The sequence below is a fragment of the Clostridium gasigenes genome (assembly GCF_900104115.1).
Taxonomy (GTDB): domain Bacteria; phylum Bacillota; class Clostridia; order Clostridiales; family Clostridiaceae; genus Clostridium; species Clostridium gasigenes.
Genome location: NZ_FNJM01000002.1, coordinates 89,478 through 110,899 on the forward strand (window position 1 = coordinate 89,478; position 21,422 = coordinate 110,899).

General features: G+C 27.6%; 12 protein-coding genes. 2 read left to right on the plus strand and 10 right to left on the minus strand.

Annotated features, from left to right (window positions below; genetic code table 11):
* Positions 1-71 precede the first annotated feature (71 nt).
* Together mprF (BLS77_RS05465) and mprF (BLS77_RS05475) are read right to left on the minus strand one after the other, a co-directional pair.
* Positions 72-2,630 carry a bifunctional lysylphosphatidylglycerol flippase/synthetase MprF gene (gene mprF / locus BLS77_RS05465; RefSeq protein ID WP_089966730.1) on the minus strand — a complete coding sequence of 853 codons (2,559 nt, stop codon included), beginning with the start codon at positions 2,628-2,630 and terminating at the stop codon, positions 72-74.
* Positions 2,631-3,420: 790 nt separating this feature from the next.
* A complete protein-coding gene (gene mprF, locus BLS77_RS05475) occupies positions 3,421-6,012 on the minus strand; it encodes a bifunctional lysylphosphatidylglycerol flippase/synthetase MprF (protein ID WP_089966733.1) in 2,592 nt (863 codons plus the stop codon).
* Positions 6,013-6,541: 529 nt separating this feature from the next.
* Between mprF (BLS77_RS05475) and BLS77_RS05480 the strand changes: the two genes are divergently transcribed.
* Positions 6,542-7,720, plus strand: coding sequence for a cation diffusion facilitator family transporter (locus tag BLS77_RS05480; protein WP_089966736.1), 1,179 nt, complete (start codon positions 6,542-6,544; stop codon positions 7,718-7,720).
* Between the two features lie 224 nt (positions 7,721-7,944).
* Here the strand turns inward: BLS77_RS05480 and BLS77_RS05485 are convergent, their stop codons facing one another.
* The 6 genes from BLS77_RS05485 to BLS77_RS05510 all read right to left on the minus strand — a co-directional run bounded on the left by BLS77_RS05485 (position 7,945) and on the right by BLS77_RS05510 (position 14,757).
* Positions 7,945-9,015: a diguanylate cyclase gene (locus BLS77_RS05485; RefSeq protein WP_089966739.1), complete on the minus strand. Its 1,071-nt coding sequence runs from the start codon at positions 9,013-9,015 to the stop codon at positions 7,945-7,947.
* A gap of 333 nt (positions 9,016-9,348) precedes the next feature.
* Positions 9,349-10,404 carry an ACR3 family arsenite efflux transporter gene (arsB, locus tag BLS77_RS05490; protein ID WP_089966741.1) on the minus strand — a complete coding sequence of 352 codons (1,056 nt, stop codon included), beginning with the start codon at positions 10,402-10,404 and terminating at the stop codon, positions 9,349-9,351.
* Positions 10,405-10,535: 131 nt separating this feature from the next.
* Positions 10,536-12,173, minus strand: a complete 1,638-nt coding sequence (locus BLS77_RS05495) for an FAD-dependent oxidoreductase (RefSeq protein WP_089966744.1) — start codon at positions 12,171-12,173, stop codon at positions 10,536-10,538.
* Positions 12,174-12,271: 98 nt separating this feature from the next.
* The gene (gene arsA / locus BLS77_RS05500) at positions 12,272-14,017 is read right to left on the minus strand and encodes an arsenical pump-driving ATPase (RefSeq protein ID WP_089966746.1); all 1,746 of its coding nucleotides are present in this window, start codon (positions 14,015-14,017) and stop codon (positions 12,272-12,274) included.
* A 17-nt stretch (positions 14,018-14,034) separates the two neighbouring features.
* Positions 14,035-14,406 (minus strand): arsenite efflux transporter metallochaperone ArsD, encoded by a 372-nt coding sequence (gene arsD, locus BLS77_RS05505; protein ID WP_089966749.1) that lies wholly within the window; start codon positions 14,404-14,406, stop codon positions 14,035-14,037.
* Positions 14,407-14,433: 27 nt separating this feature from the next.
* The gene (locus BLS77_RS05510; protein ID WP_089966751.1) at positions 14,434-14,757 is read right to left on the minus strand and encodes an ArsR/SmtB family transcription factor; all 324 of its coding nucleotides are present in this window, start codon (positions 14,755-14,757) and stop codon (positions 14,434-14,436) included.
* Positions 14,758-15,058: 301 nt separating this feature from the next.
* Between BLS77_RS05510 and BLS77_RS05515 the strand changes: the two genes are divergently transcribed.
* Entirely contained in the window at positions 15,059-16,525 is a 1,467-nt protein-coding gene (locus BLS77_RS05515; protein WP_089966754.1) for a SulP family inorganic anion transporter, read from the plus strand.
* Positions 16,526-16,658: 133 nt separating this feature from the next.
* Here BLS77_RS05515 and BLS77_RS05520 read toward each other — a convergent pair whose 3' ends face one another.
* Entirely contained in the window at positions 16,659-18,332 is a 1,674-nt protein-coding gene (locus tag BLS77_RS05520) for a ribonuclease J (protein ID WP_089966756.1), read from the minus strand.
* Positions 18,333-18,871: 539 nt separating this feature from the next.
* On the minus strand, positions 18,872-21,349 hold the full coding sequence (locus BLS77_RS05525; protein WP_089966758.1) for an SEL1-like repeat protein: 2,478 nt from the start codon (positions 21,347-21,349) through the stop codon (positions 18,872-18,874).
* Positions 21,350-21,422 lie beyond the last annotated feature (73 nt).

Genomic DNA, 21,422 nt, shown 5'->3' on the forward strand with positions numbered 1-21,422 from the left:
AAATTAAAGTACTAGTTTAATTATATCATTTTCGATAATTAAAACAAATTTTTCTATCAGCAAATCACTTTTTATTTGATTAATTTATGTTTATCTGATGTTTTCTTAACTTTAGAAACTAACAATATTGTCTGAATCATAGTAAATACAAGGGATGTATTTCTTCTATATGCCATATATCTATTCTCCCATGTATCTGCATATTTTTCTTTAAAACTCTTAAGACCTTTAAATGAATAAAAATGCTGTCCATGTAAATAAACTTGATATGCAACCTTTTCACTTACAAATGAATATTTAGATATCCCTACATTAGAGAGCGGCGCCATTCCCATATTAAATTTACTAAATCCATTTTCTTTACCATATTTAAATAAATTTACAAACATAAAATCCATAACTCCATTAAAGGGACATTTTGAAAATCGCATTAAATCAATAGATAACGTTTCATTATTATCATACATAGATATGATGTTAGCAAAGCCTTTTATTATACCCTCTTTATCCTTAATTAATGCTAATTCTCCTCTATTTAAGTAATCTTCATCAAAGAATCCTATAGAAAACCCCTTTTCTTTTCTACCTCCAAGCCACTCATCTGATACACTTTTTATTTGCGCCATAACATCGCATGTAAATGGTGGACTAATAACAGAAAAAGTATATTCTTGCCTTTCTGCTCTTGTTACTGCATTTCTTATAGTTTTTCTTTTGCTACCACTTAAGGTGAAATCATTTTTAATATCCACATTTGCATCTTCGCCTAATTTTATAAATTGATACCCAGTTGCATGAAGATAAGGTATCATACTACTATCTATTGCAGAAAATACTGGTGTGTACCCATAACTATCAGCTAAATCATAAAATTCTTGTATAAAACTAAAGAATTTACTTTCATCTCCAACTGGATTTCCAAGTATAACAATTTTATCTGCATATATTTGGTACTGCAACATTACATCACTATCTTTGTTTATATACACAAACTTATCATTTAAAAATATATAATGACTTACTTGTGTTCCCTTATACTTTTCAAGAATTACTTTTACTCTATCCTCACATTCACTTAGTTCCATTCTAGGAAATTTATTAAACCTACTTAAATAATGTATTACGCCTAAAAATATTAAAGCTGCAGTAAACCCAATAAAACTTATTAATAATATCCTAATTGCATGATGTCTCGTAAAGTTCTCATACTGTGAAACTATAGGAAATCTCTTTGTAAATCCCCTTAAGTTTACATAAGCTACTCTTAAATAAACTCCTTGAAAAAATAATAGTATTATAAGATCCTGTAACATCTTTCCCCAGGTCATTATAAAACTTTCTCTATAAAATCTCTTTTTACTAAACCACAATGTAATTGCAACTAAAGTTAAATAAGTTGCTTCTTCATAATCAATACCTTTTAATAAAGATAATACAGCTCCAAGTATTACTAAAATTATTGTTAACTTATAAATTCTTTTAGATTTATAATTAATTGCCATAGAAACTGCAATTAATAAGAATCCTATTATTATTGATAAATCTTGCGATATATGAATAACAGAGAAATTAAACATTTTACGCAATAATACTACTCTTTCAATTATCCCCGGAATAGCTTCTGATACTAATAAAACTGAACCCGCTAGTAAAACTAAAATTACTAAAATAAAGTGGAAAATTCTAGATATTACAGATTCTATAGTATCTCTTAAATCATTATCAATATGTATATATAATTCATGTAGATACATAACTCCACCTATAATCAAAGGTACTATATAATAGCTAACACGATATAAAACTATAACTAATAATATTTTTTCTGATGGTACATTATATTTCTCAAGACCAATTAATAATATTAGATCAAATGTACCAATTCCACTTGGAACCATACTTATCATAGCTACAACAACTGCACTAACAAATATAGGGAAAACCTCCCCTAGCGACACCCCACATCCAAGTACAACTAGTATTCCATAAATTAATCCTACTGTTGCTGTCCATTCGAATAATGATATAAATATTATTTTAAATGTATATATTGTTTGACTTTTATTTTTATATTTGAAGTATTTGTATATTAAATATATAAGTATTATAGGTAAATACATTGCTAAGCAAACAATTGCTACTTTTACTAAATTTAACGGTTTTAAACTTTTAATATTAAATATAGTATAAATAAAACAAACTACGGAAAATCCTGTTAGGTTTAATGCAACATTTTTTAATACCGCTTTAACTAAAGCTTTCTTATCCTTAACATATTTTCCATAAAAATTACTTTTTAAAGCTATAGCTGAGGCTCCTCCAAGTCCAACTACACTAGATACAGAACTAGCTATCCAAGAATACTTGTATAGCTTTTTATTTTTCAACTTTATTCCAATATTCTTCTTTAATGCTAAATCATAAAGTGTAAGTGGGAAAAATGCAATTATTCCTAAAGTCAAAATAATTGCTATATGCCCTAACGTTAACTCACTTGCATATATAGCAAATGTATCCTTATTAAAATTACGTATAATACCACTAAATTCTTTAATTACTAGCCCTAAAACTATTAATATAAATATTATTTTTAACCATAATTTCATTTTATTATTTAATCTTAATTTCATGTTTTTCCTCCATTTTCGTTTTTTTCTAACTAATTATAATATCATTTACTATAATATATTCTAATTAACTCTCTTTCTTAAATTCACCTTAATTTTCACCTAAATCATCTTCAAAAAAGTTTACTTAATATCAATTTCGTTAATACTTCTTAAATTAGTATATCCAATGTTACTAACCCTAAGCATTCGACAATTTCAAATCATAAAATATATTATACATGTCTTATATATTTTATGATTAATTTTTTTGTTGATAGGGTCGTTGAATCTATAGCTATTATTGCTGATACTTTCAATAATTTATCTGATGCTACCTCTTCTGTCATTACTATAGCCGGTTTTAAATTTGGGTTAGTGATTTACAAGAAATGATATTATGAAAATACACAATGTCATTGATAATGCAAAAAAGAAATATCAAAAAAACTTAATCTTCACTTAGTTATACACATGGATCCAATTTGTGTAGTTACAGCTGAAATTAAAGAAATTAAAACTTCTATAAAGGAAGTTCATTCTGATTATAATGGTGTTATAACTGTAGATTATGATTATATCTAAACTATATATAAAAGCTCCTATAAAATGACTTTAATCATCTTATAAGAGCTTACTTATACTACTTTTTATTATTCCTTCCTATTCGACACGCTTTTTTATATTTATAAAGAGCTAAATCAAAGTCTAAAATTTCTTCTGTATTTGCATTTAATTCTTAGGCAATTAATTTAAAAACATATCCATTTTTTAGAATTTATTATTAATAAGTATTCAATCTTCATTGCCATAATTATTTATTTAATGATTTAGATTCTTTATTAAAACATATATAGTTAGTCTTTTTATCTGATGTCTTTTTAACTTTGGAAACTAATAATATTGTTTGAATCATAGTAAATATAAGGGATGTATTTCTTCTATATGCCATATATCTATTTTCCCATGTATCAGCATATTTTTCTTTGAATTTTTTTAATCCTTTAAACGAATAAAAATGTTGACCATGTAAATAAACTTGATATGCAACCTTTTCACTTGTAAATGAATATTTAGATATTCCTACATTAGAAAGTGGTGCCATTCCCATATTAAACTTACTATAACCATTTTCTTTACCATATTTAAATAAATTTACAAACATAAAATCCATAACCCCATTAAAAGGACATTTCGAGAATCTCATTAAATCAATGGACAAGGTTTCTTTTTTATCATACATAGGTATTATATTAGCAAAGCCTTTTATTATACTATTTTTATCTTTAATTATTGCTATGTTTCCTCTGCTTAAATAATCCTCATTAAAAAAACCTATAGAAAATCCTTTTTCTTTTCGGCCTCCAAGCCATTCATCTGATACACTTTTTATTTGCAAAATAAAATCTGGTGTAAATGGTGGATGTACAACAGAAAAAGTATATTCTTGCTTTTCTGCTCTTGTTACTGCATTTCTTATAGTTTTTCTTTTACTACCTTCTAATGTAAAATCATTTCTAATATCCACATTTGCATCCTCACCTAACTTAATAAATTGATATCCTGTTGAATGAAGATAAGGTATCATGCTACTATCTATTGCAGTAAATACTGGAGTATATCCATAAGTATCAGCTAAATCATAAAATTCTTGTATAAATTCGAAGAACTTACTTTCATCTCCAACTGGATTTCCAAGTATAATAATTTTATCTGCATACATCTGATACTGTAACATTACATCATTATCTTTATTTATATAAACAAATTTATCTTTTAAAAAAATATAATGGCTTACTTGTGTTCCCTTATACTTTTGAAAAATCGCTTTTACTTTATCTTCACATTCGCTTAGCTCCATTTTAGGGAACTTATTAAACTTACTTAAATAATGTAATATTCCTAAAAATGCTAAAGCTATACAAAATCCAACACAACTTATTACTAACACCCTAATTGTATGATGCCTAGTAAGTTTCCCACACTCTGCTAGTATAGAAAATCTCTTTGTTAATCCATGTAAGCTTAAATATGCTACTGTTAAATAAACTCCTTGGAAAAATAATAATATTATAAAATCCCGTAGAATTCTTCCCCATGTCATTATAAATCCTTCTCTATAAAATCTCTTTTTACTAAGCAGCAGTGCAATTGCAACTAATGTTAAATAAATAGCTTCCTCATAATCAAAGCCTTTTATTAAAGATAATACTGCTCCAAGTACTACTAAAATTATTGTTAATTTATAAATCTTTTTAGATTTATAAATAATTGCCATAGAAACTGCAATTAATAAGAATCCTATTATTATTGATAAATCCTTAGATATATAAATAATAGAGAAATCAAATATTTTATGTACTAGCGCTATTCTTCTAAATATACCTGGAACTGCTTCTGATAATAATAATACTGAACCTGCTAATAAAACTAAACATATTAATAAAAAATGAAAAATATTAGCTGTTATAGCTTCTATAGTATTTCTTAAATCATCATCAATCTTTTTATATGATTCATGTAAATACATAACTGCACCTATAATCAAAGGTACTAAATAATAGCTAAATCGATATAAAACTATAGCTAATAATACTTTTTCTGATGGTACATTGTATTTCTCAAGACCTATTAATAATGTTAAATCAAATGTTCCAATTCCACTTGGAACCATACTTATCATAGCTACAACAACTGCACTAACAAATATAGGAAAAATTTCGAATAGTGATACTCCACATCCAAGTACAACTAATATTCCATAAATTAATGTTACTGTAGTTATCCATTCTGATAATGATATAAATATTATTTTAAATGTATATATTGTTTCTTCTTTATCTTTATATTTAAAGTATTTGTATATTAAATATATAACTAATATAGGTAAATACATTCCTATAAAAACAATTGCTACCTTTATTAAATTTAACTGTTTCAAACTTTGAACATTAAAGATCGTGTACACAAAACAAACCATGGAGAATCCTGTTAAGTTTAATGCAACATTTTTTGATATTTCTTTAACTAAAACATTCTTATCTTTAACATGCTTTCCATAAAAATGACTTTTTAAAGCTATAGCTGACGCTCCCCCAAACCCAACCATGCTAGATACGGAACTTGCTATCCAAGAATACTTGTATAGCTTTTTACTTTTTAACTTTATTTTAATCTTCTTCTTTAATACTAAATCGTAAAATGTAAGTGGTACAAATGAAATTAATCCTAAAGCTAAAACAATTACTATATCCCAAAATGTTAACTCACTTGCATACATAGAAAATGTATTACTATTAAAACTACCTATAATACCGCTAAATTCTTTAACTACTATTCCCAAAACTATTAATATAAATATTACTTTTAACCATAACTTTATTTTATTATTTAACCTTAATTTCATATTTTTCCTCCATTTTCATTTTCTAACTTAATTATAACATCATTTGCCATACACTTTTTTAAGTTCACCCTATAACATATTAAATATTAAGAAACAAATAATTAATAACAAGGTTTATATCTATTATAAATCAAGTAATATAGCCATTCATTAGTATAATATATTCTAATTAACTCTCTTTCTTAAATTTACCTTAATTTTTCCTTAAGGGTTCTGAAAAAGTTTACTTATTTCAATTAATACCTTAAGTATTAGTATGTCCAATATTACTAATACTTAAGGTATCTTTCGTATATCATAAGAATCTTTGAATTATTATTTTCTTTCAATTCCTTAAATATTTAACAATTCCAAATAATATCACTACATATTATACTATATTTTACATGTATTATGCATTTTGTTTATTTTATAATTAATAAAATTTGATTAAATAATTATTTTGAAGTAAAATCATTATTTATACTCTAAAATTAGAATGATTTATTAGTTAATTCCATATAATACTTATATAAATAGGAGGATTTTTATGTTTTCGAATTTTTTAGTTCAATTCTTTGTTAAGGATAATGAAAATGTTAAAAATAATAAAGTTCGTAATTCTTATGGTACCTTAGGCGGGATAGTTGGTATTATTATTAATTCCATGTTATTTATACTTAAATTCTTTGTTGGTATGTTAGTTGGCTCTATAGCTATTACTGCTGATGCCTTTAACAATTTATCTGATGCAGCTTCTTCTGTTATTACTATAGCAGGTTTTAAAATGGCAAATAAACCACCTGATGCCGAGCATCCTTTTGGACATGGTAGATTTGAATATATTTCAGCCTTAATCGTTGCTTTTTTGGTAATGTTTGTAGGAATTCAATTTGTAAAATCATCAGTTCAAAGAATCTTAAACCCAGAAACTATAACTTTTGAATTAATACCATTTATTTTATTATTAATTTCAATAAGTTTTAAATTTTGGTTATCTTTATTCAACAAATTTATTGGCAATAAAATTAATTCTTCAGCTTTAAAAGCTTCTGCTACAGATGCTTTAGGAGATGTTTTCACTTCAAGTACTGTTGTTCTTTCATTCTTATTAGCTAAGTTTACAACACTACCTATTGATGGATACATTGGTGTTTTAGTTGCTCTTGCAATTTTATATGCTGGATTTAGCCTTGTTCGTGAAACACTTAATCCACTACTTGGCGAAGCTCCAGACCCTGTTTTAGTTAGTAGTCTACAAGAAATGATATTATCTTATGATATGATTTCAGGAGTCCATGATTTAATAATTCATAACTACGGACCTGGAAGAGTTATTGCTTCTGTTCATGCAGAAATACCTTCTGATATTGATATTATGGAAATACATAATGTCATTGATAATGCAGAAAGGGAAGTATCAAAAAAACTTAACCTTCACTTAGTTATACACATGGATCCTATTTGTATTGTTACAGATGAAATAAGAGAAACAAGAGATTATGTAGAAACAGTTCTAAGAAAACACTCATGCATAAAATCACTACACGACTTTAGAATAGTTGGAGATGGGGATATTAAAAACTTAATATTTGATATTGTCGTTAGCAATAAAGATTCAAAATCAGAACTTTCTGAGGAAAAATTAATTAATGAAATTAAAACTTCTATAAAAGAAGTTCATAATCACTATAATTGTGTAATAACTGTAGATTACGATTATATCTAAATACTATTTATTTGGATATGCCTAAACTCAATAAAGATACTATTTCTATTTATATGAGGAATGTTTTTTAAAATAGCAATTTAATATTCTAGTCTGTTTTTGAAATATTCCTAATAATAAACTAAGGTACTATTTTAAGTTGTCAGACTTAAAATAGTACCTTTAAGTTATTTCCAAATAAATAACTAATCAGTATTCTTGTTTTCTATTTTATAATCCCTTACCTAGCACACTTTATTTCTTCCAGTCCGTTTTGCTAAATATAGTGCATCATCAGCTTGGGTTAATAGATCATTAATATTGGTGGTTATATCTGGATAAGAACTTATACCTATTGAAACAGTTATATTAATCGATCTATTACCCTTAACAGAAAAAATATACTCCTCTACATTTTTTCTTATTCTTTCAGCAATTGTAGTTGCATGTGTGAAATTACAATCTAATAAAATCACTGTGAACTCTTCGCCTCCATTTCTTGACACAACATCAAAACCTCTAGAAGAACTCACTAAAATATTACTAAGTTGCTTTAAAACTAAATCTCCTGAAGAATGACCGTAATTATCATTAATATTTTTAAAAAAATCTATATCTATCATAAGTATAGATAATCTCTCCTCTTTCTCTATTGCATTATTTATTAATTTGTTCAATATATTATCAAAGGTTCTTACATTATTGAGCCCTGTAAGAAAATCCTTTTTAGCATCATAATTTAATTTTCTATATAATTCATTAGTTTTAGATATATAAATCAAATTGTAATAAACTATACCAGATAAAAATGTTGTTGAAAAAATAAGGTTTCTTAAAGCTATTGTAAGAACATTTATATCTTTTAATAATATAGAAAATGCTATTATTAAAGAAACTATGTTAAATATACTCATTGTAATATATTTTTTAAAAAAGCTTATTTTACATTCCGATATAAAAGTGAAAAGAAACAATAATATACATATATCATAAGTCGCTACTAAAGAGGCTGTACTTATTCCGTAATAGCTAAGTCTAAACACTATGATTATAAATGCTGTTATAATTGTTGATATAAATCCACCATAAATTGATGATATTATCATTGTAATTGTTCTAAAATCCATAATTGAATCTTCAGATAACTGTATGCTGTAAAACATTAAAACACAACCAGTTATACCTAATAAAGACCCTAATAAAATTTTTTCTTGTAATTTTGAATTTAAATTAATTTTTTCTTTTTTTAATATTTGATTGCCTAAATATAAAAATGATATAAGTATAGTAGAATTTACAAATAATGATTTAAGCATTAAACTTCACCTCCAAACAGAGTTTACCGTGTATTATAGCATGTTTTTTTAAAATAGAGTAATACACAAAACTTCGTTCTACCCGTAAGGCATTAATATATCTTGTTTAATCCAAGATATCATTCCTACTAGTTATTTATCATTACCTGATTGAGCTAGTGATATTCATTATATATCACTCAATTTAAATTTACTTGTAAGTCATCTCCAAATAAATTTAAATAAGCCACTATAAAATGACTTTAATCATCTTATACCAGCTTATGACATCGTAATAAATAGCTAGCTATTTATTACGATTCCTTATTATACTGCTTTCTATTCAGCTATGCCTTATTCCTTAAACCAGCCCTTAGTATTATTTGCTATTTTAACAAGTGTAAGCATAACTGGTACTTCAACTAGTACCCCTACAACTGTAGCTAATGTTGCTCCTGATTGTAATCCAAATAATGATATGGATACTGCAACTGCAAGTTCAAAGAAATTACTCGCTCCAATCATTCCTGCTGGTGCTGCTATATTGTGTGGTAACTTCCAAAGTTTAGCCCATCCATATGCAATCCCAAAAATTAAAAAAGTTTGTAATGTTAATGGAACTGCTATTAATAGTATGTGTAACGGGTTGTTTAATATTGTATCCCCTTGGAATGAGAATATAATTATTAAAGTTAAAAGTAATCCTATTATTGTTAGATTATCAAATTTCTTTAAGAATGTATTTTGAAAATAATCTAATCCTTTATTTTTAATTACTAATGTTCTAGTAACATATCCAAGTGCTAAAGGAATTACTACAAATAATACTGTTGAAAGAATTAGTGTACTCCACGGTACTATAACATCTCCAACTCCTAGTAAAAATCCTACTATTGGCGCAAATGCTATTAATATTATTAAGTCATTTACAGCGACTTGTACTAATGTATAAGCTGGATCTCCTTTAGTTAAATGACTCCATACAAATACCATTGCAGTGCAAGGTGCTGCTCCAAGTAATACGGCTCCAGCTAAATATTCTTTAGCTAAATCTGGTGTAATGAAGTTTTTAAATATTACATAGAAAAACAATGCTGAAATTGCATACATTGTAAAAGGTTTTATTAACCAATTTGTAACACATGTAACTATAAGCCCTTTTGGCTTTTTTGTAGCATTTACTATGCTTATAAAATCAATTTTCAACATCATTGGGTAAATCATAAGCCATATTAAAATAGCTACTGGTATTGATACATTATAATATTCAAATTTACTTAAGGTCTTTGGTATAATAGGTAAAATCTGCCTCAGTAATATTCCTACAACTATACAAGCCCCAACCCATAGTGTTAAATATTTTTCGAATATACCTAATCCCTTTTCTTTTACTTCTTTATTTTGTGACATGTCTTTATCCCCCTTAAATTTCATTTTTCTCTTTCAATGGAGCTGAAAGAAAATAAACTACAATATGACTAGTTATTTTTTGAAGCTCCTCAATATTAATTTATTAATTTATTAATTTATTAATTTTGCTTTCACTTTTTAGTGGATTTATAGAATTTATGACCACCAGAAAGGTTACAAACATTCTTAAACCCATGGTTTATTAATATATTTTGAGTTGCATTACCAGTAACCCCTTTGTTGCAGTAAGTTACAGTTAGTACATTTTTGTCTAAAGTTTTAAGTTCATTTCTTAATTTACTATGAGGTATATTTATTGCTGTATAAACATGATTTTCATCATATTGTTTACTTATTCTCGCATCTATAACTTGAATATTTTCTCCCTTATCTATTAACCTTTGAGCCTCTTTCGATGTAATTATAGGTCTATTATTATTTAGTGCATTATCAAGTATCATTCCTGTATAATGTACTGGGTCTTTTGTAGTTGAAAATGGTGGTGCATAAGCTAAATCTAAATGGAATAACTCATCAACCTTTGCTCCATAAGTTATTAATGTAACAAATACATCTAACCTCTTATCTACACCTTCATATCCAACTATTTGAACCCCTAATATTTTTTCAGTTTTCTTATCTGCTATTGCCTTAATAACCATTTCTTTGCCTTTAAAGTAAGATGGTTTATCTGGTTTAATATTATGGCACATTACTATTTCATAACCTTCCTCTAATGCCTCCTTTTCAGATAACCCAGTGCTTCCTATAGCCATATCAAACAACTTAAATATTCCTGTGCTTAAATTCCCCCTATATCTTAACTTCCCACCAGTTACTACATCACCTGCTATTCTACCTGTTTTGTTTGCAGTTGATCCAAGTGGTCTATATACTGCTTTTCCTGTTATAGATGAGAAAGTTTCTATACAATCTCCGCAAGCATATATATCTTCTATATTTGTTCTCATTGAAGTATCTACCTTTATAGCTCCAGTTATTCCAATCTCCACTCCAGCTTCTTTAGCTAAACTAACATTTGGCTTAACCCCTGTAGCCATAATAACCATATCGCTCTTTATTTCAGTTCCATCTTCAAGCAAAACTTTATTTTCTAAAATTTCAATAATATCAGCATTTTTTATTATTGATATATTCTTTTTAATTAATGCTTTTTCTAAGAATGTAGCCATATCCTCATCTAAGTTTGGAGTTATTTTTCCTTGTTTTTCAACAACAGTAACATTTACTCCAGTATCCATTAAGTTCTCAAGCATTTCAAATCCAATAAAGCCAGTACCTACTATTACTGCATGCTTTGGTTTATTATTTTCTATAAAACCTCTAATGTTTCTAGCACTTTGAACATTTCTAAGAAAAAATACATTTTTATTTTTTATACCTTTAATATTAGGCATAAAAGGAGTTGCCCCTGTTCCAAGTATTAATTTATCGTATTTATCCACAAATATTTCTTGTGTATTTAAGTTCTTAACAGTTAGTTCCTTAGTGTTTGGATTTATATTTAAAACTTCATGACCTGTTAAAACATCAACATTATATTTCTTCTTAAAAAACTTAGAATCTCTTGGTGTAAGTTCTGAAATATCCTCTATTTCACCACCTATATAATAAGGAAGTCCACAACCTGAATAAGATATATCATTATCTCTTTCGTATATTACAATTTCTGCATCATCATTATTTCTACGTGCCTTTGCTGCTGCTGATGTACCTGCGGCTACTGCACCAATAACTAGTATCCTCATATCTAACACTCCTTTAATTTAGGCATTTTAAAAAACAACACTTCAATATATATAGACTTTTCACTTGTTATTTTTTCAAATGCCTAATGATTTTCAACTTACTTTAATAGATCTTTTAGTTCATTTCCCTTTACGTCCTTTGGTTTCCAATCTATAATAGCAAAATTCCCATTTGAAATTTCATTAACCTTATTAATCCATTGAATTTCATTACTAGCTTTTGCTTTTAACACTTTATTTGTTGTATTTGTTGCATACATACTTGAATTAATGATCCACCATTTACTATGAAGTCCTGCTCTTTTTAAATCTTCTTGTAGTCTTAAAGCTTCATAAACTGGAGTAGTTTCTGCTAAAGTTACTATTATTACTGCTGTATCTTTTTCACTTCTAAGAGTAGGTAATAATTTTTTCACTGATTCTGGTATATCTCCTTGTGAACGCTGTATTTCTTTATGATAGCTTTGAGTAGAATCTAAAAGCAATAACGTATGTCCTGTTGGTGCTGTATCAATAACAACTACTTCATCACCGGATCCTTCAACTATTTCTGCAAAAGCTCTAAATACTGCTATTTCTTGAGTACATGGGCTTCTTAAATCCTCCTCAACATACTCAAGGTCTTCCTCGCTCATAGTCTCACGAGCCTTACCTAATACTTCTTCTTTATATTTTTCAAGTTCTTCTTTTTCATCTATATTACTTATTCTAATTCCTAAACCTTCATCTAGTACAAATTTCAAATGTGCTGCCGGATCTGTGGTTGTTAAATGAACCTTCTTTCCTCTGCCAGCTAACCCTAAAGCAATAGCTGCCGCAATTGTAGTCTTTCCTACACCACCTTTTCCCATTGTAAATATAACTTTTTTGTTACTGTTATATAAGTCATCAATTACATTTTTTAGTTTAGGTATTTCTGTAACTTCTAACTTGTTTTCATTATATTTAATATTGTCTTCTTTTAAAAAGGCTCTTATATTTTCAAGGCCTGTTATATTATAAGGTCTTAACGGAATTTCAAAGGTAGTTAATGTTTTTAAATCCTCTGGAATATTCTCTAAAGCCTTTTGTTGTTTTTCATATAATGCAGTTGATAGGTTATCATCATGACTTTGCATAACTCCATTTATTACAAGTATTTGATTATTTACACCTATATTTTTAAGCTCTGCTGATGCTCTTTTAGTTTCCTTTAAAGGTGATTCTTCAGGTCTTGTAACTAAAATAAGTGTTGTCAAATCCTTACTCGCTAAAGTATTTACTGCATTTTTATAAATTTCTTTTTTATCTTCTAAACCAGCAAGTTGCCCAAGACAAGATGCTCCATGAGTGCTGTCACTAATAAAATTACTCCAAGCTGACGGTAACTGTAACATTCTTAAAGTATGCCCAGTTGGTGCAGTATCAAATATTATATGATCAAATTCTGCCTCTACTTTTTCATCAGTAATAAAATTAGAAAACTCATTAAAGGCAGCTATTTCTACTGTACAAGAACCTGAAAGTTGCTCTTCCATATTTTTAATAACTACTTCTGGAAGCTTTCCCCTATATGGTCCAACTACACTTTCTTTATACTCACTTGCAGCTTCTTCTGGGTTAAAATTAGCTACTACAAGGTTTGGAACTTCCTTTATCTCTACACCCTTATTATTTAATTTCCTATTAAATACATCTTGAAGATTAGAGGCTGGGTCTGTACTAACAAGCATTATTCTTTTGCCTAAATCTGCTAAAGTAATTGCTGTAGCACAAGCTGTTGAAGTTTTTCCAACTCCACCTTTACCTGTAAAAAACAGATATTTAGTTAGCTTTATATCATTTAAATTAAATAGTTTACTCATTTAATTTATCCCCTTTCTTAGCAGCATCCACCTTTACATCCACAGCCACTTGATTTTATTTTCAGAGTTGTTTTAATATAATTTTCTGGTATATCTAACATTTTACAAAACTCTTCATTACTAGGATAATCAGCGATTTTAACAACCTCTCCATCTACCATAACAACAGGCAAAATATCTATTCCTTTAGTATTTAACATTTCATTAATAACTTTATTATCTACAAAAGCTTGTGGATTACTTGATAAGTTATATCTTTCTACTATTATCCCCTTGTTTTTCAAGCTATTTAAAACTGTTGAAACTCTTAATAGATTTTGATCAACTCCAGGACCACAAACTCCTGTTGAACAACACATAGCTGGTTCAAATATAATCATTTTTCTCATAATTTTTAACCCCTTTATACTTATTTTTTATTTACATTCACATTTAGATTTATTTTTGCACACACAATCTTCAGTATCTGTAACAAGATCCATAATGAAAAATATTAACTTATTACAATTAACAATATTTAAAGAATAATATGTCCATAATCCCTCACGTCTAGAACTGACTACCCCACACTCCATTAATACTTTCATATGATGTGAAAGTGTTGGCTGAGTAAATTCAAAATGTTCTAAAATATCACAGGCACATTTTTCACCACATGATAAAATATCAACTATTTTCATTCTATTTCCGTCTGATAGTGCTTTTACTATTTTTGCATTATCCTCATATTTTTTCTCCACCTATTAGCCCTCCTATATAGATACTATTCTATATACAATATATTCTGATATTATATATATGTCAATTTAACTTAACGAATTTAACATCACCTTAATTTTCATATTTGTTATTATCTATATAGTTTATTATTATGCAATAACTTTAATATTGTGAATAAAAAAAATACTATTTAGTAATACTTGATGTATATCAAATCTTCCTCTAATATATACAATGACACTTTTTTAAAACAACAAGTCAGGTGATATGTACATTTTCTTGTTATTTTTAAAATATACCTGAAACGAAAGAAGGAATTAAATGAATAACTTAAGAGAAGAATGGTTTGGAAATGTTAAAGGTGATTTACTAGCCGGAATAGTTGTATGTATGGCTTTAATACCAGAGGCAATAGGATTTTCTATAGTAGCTGGTGTTGATCCTATGGTTGGAGTATATTCATCATTTTGCATTTCTCTAATAATATCAATTTTTGGTGGTAGAACAGGTATGATTTCTGCGGCTGCGGGTGCAATGGCATTAGTATTAGCTAGTTTAGTAAAAAGCCATGGAATAGAATATATGTTAGCTGCAACAATACTTACAGGTGTTTTCCAACTAATACTTGGATTTCTTAAAATAGGTAACTTATTAAAGTTTATACCAAAACCTGTTATGATTGGATTTGTTAATGCTTTAGGTATAATGATGTTTCAATCACAATTAAACCACTTTAAAGGGTCATTTGTTTTAATTTTATTAGGTGCACTAGGAATAGCAGTAATATATTTATTACCTAAATTAACAAAAGCTATCCCATCACCTATAGTAGCAATAATGACAGTTACTTTAATAGTTGTAATATTTAAAATAGATGTTACTACACTTGGTGACATGGGAAGAATAACAAGTGATTTACCTAAGTTCTTAATACCTACTATACCTTTCAATATGGAAACACTAAGTATAATATTACCTTACTCACTATCACTTTCACTAGTCGGTATAGTAGAATCTTTATTAACAGCTCAATTAGTTGATGATTTAACAGATACAAAAAGCAATAAAAACAAAGAATGTGTTGGACAAGGCCTTGCAAATATAGCTGCTGGTTTTTTTGGCGGAATCGCTGGTTGTGGAATGATCGGACAAACTATAATAAATCAAAATTACGGTGGAAAAGGTAGATTATCTACGCTTACAGCTGGAACCTCTATGTTAATATCAGTAATAGTTTTAAATAAATTTGTAGTACAAATTCCAGTAGTTGCACTAGGTGCAGTAATGGTTGTTGTATCAATTAGTACATTTAACTTTGAATCTATAAAACGAATTGCAAAGGTCCCAAAAGCAGATACTTTTGTAATGATTTCAACTGTTATAGTGGTTGTACTAACTCATAATTTAGCTTATGGAGTTATAGTTGGAATAATTTTAAGCTCTATTTTCTTTGCATCTAAAATATCAGATATACAGGTTAATCTATCTACTAATGAATCTGATATAGTAACATACGAAGTTAAAGGGCAACTGTTCTTTGCTTCTACACTTAAATTCATTCATAGTTTTAATTATACAGAAAAAATTGACTTCGTTAACATAGACCTTTCGCATGTTAAAGTATGGGATGAATCGGCAGTAGACGCTATTGATAAAGTAGTTATCAAATTCCATAAAAATGGAGTTAAAACTAATTTATTAGGTATGAGACCTGAATGTTTAGCTTTAATTGATAAAATAGCTATATATAATAAGCCTGGTGGATTAGAAGTTGTATCTGACCACTAAGATAAATTAAAATAAATAGACTATCATATCTGACTTACTATTTATTCAAACTCTCCTAATTCAAAAAAGGTATATAGGTTAAAAACCTATATACCTTTTTTATTTGCAATTTATATTTTAAGTATTTGAAATATTATACTTCCATTATAATTGGAATAATCATTGGATTTCTTTTTGTTTTACCATATATGAAGAAACTAATATCATTTCTCATATTTCTTTTTATTTGTGACCATTGTGTAATATCACTATTTATGCACTTTTCTATAGTTTTATTTGCCACAAATCTTATATCTTTCACTAATTCCTCTGACTCTCTTACATATATAAATCCTCTTGTAACTACATCAGGTCCTGATAAAATAGCCTGGCTTTCTCTATCTATAACAACTACTATAGTTATAATACCATCTTGTGATAAATATTTTCTATCTCTTAGTACTACGTTTCCTACATCACCAATTCCACTTCCATCTATTAATATCTTTCCTGAATGAACCTTACCTGTAACACGAGCGCTCTTTTTTGTTAAGTTTAAAATATCTCCATTTTCTATAATAAATATATTTGATTTATTTAAACCCATTTCTTCAGCAATTTTTCCATGCTGTATTAAGTGCTTAGTTTCACCATGAATTGGCATAAAGAATTTAGGTTTTAATAAGCTATGAATTAATTTTAGTTCTTCTTGACATGCATGCCCAGAAACATGAATCTCTTCTATAGACTTATATATAACATTAGCACCTTTTCTAGTTAAATCATTTATAACTTTTGATACAGGTTTTTGATTACCAGGTATTGGAGTTGCAGAAATTATTACTGTATCATCTTTTTCAATATTTATACTTCTATGACTTGAAGCTGCAATTCTAGTAAGTGCCGCCATTGGCTCTCCTTGGCTTCCTGTTGTAACAATAGTAATTTTATTATTATTGTATAATTTGATATCCTTTAAATCTATCAAAGTACCTTCTGGTATAGTTAAGTATCCTAGGTTTATAGCTATCTCTGATATTCTCTCCATACTTCTACCACTAAAAGCTATCTTTCTTCCATACTTTTGAGATGAATTTATAATTTGTTGCAGTCTATGAATGTTAGATGCAAAAGTAGCTACTATAACTCTCCCAGTGCATTTACCAAATAGATTATTTAGAGTTTCTCCAACAGTCATTTCAGACATTGTATATCCTGGATTAATAGCATTTGTACTATCTGCCATAAGCAATAACACGCCTTTTTTACCAAGTTCTGCATATCTAGCTAAATCTATTATTTTCCCATCAATTGGTGTAAAATCTATTTTAAAATCTCCAGTATGGAAAATTATGCCTAAAGGAGTATGAATCGCAATAGAGCAACTATCAGCTATACTGTGGTTTGTTCTAATAAATTCAACTTTTAAATCTCCTATTTGCAATATATCATTTGGATTTATTACATTTAATTCGCAAATATCAAGCATTTTATGTTCTATTAACTTACTCTCAACTAAAGCCATTGTTAATTGAGTCCCGTATACAGGGAAATTAATTTGTTGCAATACATATGGTAGTGCCCCTATATGATCTTCATGTCCATGAGTTATGAAAAACCCTTTTATTTTTTCTTTATTATCTACTAAGTATTTTACATCCGGAATAACAATATCTATTCCATACATTTCTGAATCTGGGAATGTAAACCCACAATCGATTATTATTATTTCTTCTCCGTACTCTATTGCCGTAATATTTTTTCCTATTTCACCTAATCCACCCAAGGGTATGATTTTTATATTATTTATCTTATTTATATTTTTCATTTCTCCTCCAATTCGATAACTAGTTTCTCTTAGAAACCGTTATCTAAACTTCTTATTTTCTAAACATTTAATATTTTTTCTACAAATTTTTTTAAAATTGCTAAGGAAGGTAAAATAAAATAGCAAGTCAAAGATTCTGACTTGTTATTTTTTTGAATATCCCTTAGGCATCTTCATTTTTACAAAACCTAATTAACATCTAACTATATGCTAATTAGAAAATTATAGTAATTGTGTGAAGCATTGATTTAGTGTAGTTTTACTGTAATAATTCTAAAAAAACTTTAATAAATATAGTTATCTTTTTATACATTGAAATATATCCATTAAACTTCTTTTACTATCATTAATATTATACACATTATAATATATATAATCAACTTTATCCCTAAATAAGGCCACTAAGCTATAAAAATTATAGCTAAAAGCCTAAAAAAATAACAAACCAAGGTGCTATGTATATTTTTTTTGCTTCCATATAGATAATATGGTGCAAAATAGACTAGCATATTGGCTTGTTATTTTTTTTTGAATATCACTTATATATTATAATAAACAGCTTTTTCTTTATACTTGCTTAAATTAATTAAATTTTCTCTTGTTGGTTCTTCTGTTTCATAGTATTTTATTATTTCAAAAATAGCTAGATAAAACCCTTTCTTAACACTTCTTTTTAATTCTCTTATTCCTTTTTCTATCTCCATAGTATTTTCTCTTTCTTTTCCAGCATTAAATATTTTTATAGATTTTAAATAGAACTCCTTTCCTATTTGCAGTGGGCATTCATAAATTTCATCATATTTTATTCCATTATTATTTTTATATAAATAATATTCTATATTATACTTTGCTTCACTACAGCCACTTTCTATTGCTTGAAGATAGTAAGTTATAGCTTTAGTTTTACCCTTTATATATATTCCACTCTCAACTAATTCCCCTAGAAATTTAAGAGTTTGCCCTTCATCTAATTCCATTGTTTCTGCTATAATTTCCTCTGCCTTTTCAATGTCTACTTCTGTTCCTATCCCCTCCATATAATAGTAAGCCATTCTCAAATTACCTTCTACTATATTAGCTTCTCTCAAAAGCTTCACCCCTTCAAAAGCTCTTTTATAATCAGCCTCTATTCCTATTCCTTTTTCATATATTTCAATTATACTGGAAATTGCTTCACTATTAAATTTTTCTGCTGCTTTTTTATACCATTTTATTGCTTCATAAGTATTTGGCTTAACATAGATTCCATGCTTATACCAATTAGCAATTTTAATTATTGCTTTTTCACAGCCCTTTTCTGCAGCAATTTTAAAATATTTAAAAGCATCTTCATTATTTTTTTTCATGCCTATTCCATAAGCATTAACTAGACCATAATAATAAATTCCGTCTTCTAAATCTCCATCCATAGCTTTTTTTATATATTTCAAAAGTTCCTTTTCATCTACTTTCTTATCATTTAAAACTTCTATTAATAATTCACTTGCTAAAGCTTCTGCTGCATATATTGACCCTAATTTATAAGCTTCTTTTAAATATTCCATAGCCTTTTCTTTAGAACTATTTAAACTGGCAACTCCCATTACATATAAAGAATGAGGTTCCTTTCCTTTAGATGCTATTTCCATATATTCTAAAGATTTTTTAACATCTCTTTCAACTAAATCTCCATTATAATACATAACACCTAGCTTTTGAGTTGCTCTAACATCATTTTTTTCATGACCTTTTTTATAATAATTAATAGCCGTTTTATACTTACCCTCTTCTTCATATATTTTTCCAAGCTTATAATATAATTCTGTATTTCCAAGGTCTATGCTGTCTTTATATAACTTAAAAGCCTTTTTTTTATCTTCATCAACATAGAATCCAGAGTAATACATATCCCCTAATCTTTCTAGTGCTTTTTCATTTTGGTTTTTAGCCGCTTTTGATAGATACTTATATGCCTTTTTATAGTTTAATTCTACATAAGCACCTTCAAAATAAGATTCACCTAGCACATAAAACGAATCTTCAAAGCCATTTTCTGCAGCCTCTTCTAACCAATAATAAGCTTTAAAAATACTCTCTTCACAACCATCTCCCATTTTATATAAATATGATAATGCATGTTGAGCTGCTGCAAATCCATTTTCTGCTGATTTCTTATACCAATTAAAAGAATACTCATAGTTTTGATTTATTCCTTCACCATTAAAATATATACAACCCATTGAATATTGAGCAAATGCATTTTCTTTAATAGCTGCTTTTTTATACCAATACATAGCTTTCTCTATATCTAATTCTCCCCCAAGTCCTTTTTCATAGAAAAGACCTAAATACACTTCTCCATATTCATTTCCTAAGGTCGCAGCTTTTTGAAAATATTTTCTTGCCTTATAAACGTCCTTATCTATTCCTCTTCCAAAATAATAATTTTCCCCTATATTAACAAGTTCCGCTAATTCATAATCATCTATTTCTTCATCTATTTCATAGTTTTGTTTTTCGTTAGTATTTTCAATATCATCATCTTGCTCTTCTCTATTAAATTTATCTTTTTTATAATTTTGCAGTTCTCTACTAAATATCACCTTTTCCTTTAAATTAAGCTTACTAATGAACAAAGAATAATTTTCCTCACCATAATTTATAACAAGCCATACAGCAACCTCATATATTTTAGTGAAATCCTCATTTGAGATATGCTTATTTGAATCCCCTTCACTAAGCTCCTTTGGTTGATTTATAAAAAAATTCATCTCTTCTTCAAAAGTCTTAAGTATACTTATAATTTCAGTAGGAACTATCTTTTTATTCTCTAGTTCCTTAATGCTTTCCCCTATTAAAGCATCTTTACTTAAAATCATTTTATTACTTTTATAGATTATTTCTATTATATCTTTAAGTAGTTTTAAAATACTTTTGCATATTACTTCTAAATCCGTCTCTTCCTCAATTTCTATAATTGCATTGTATAAATCCTTATATTCTAGTCTTAAAAAATTATAGTCTAATTTATACGTCATTCTTCCCCCGCTGAGTTTAATTTTAATACTACTATATTTTATTATAAAAACCTAAATGCTAGAACTAAAAAAA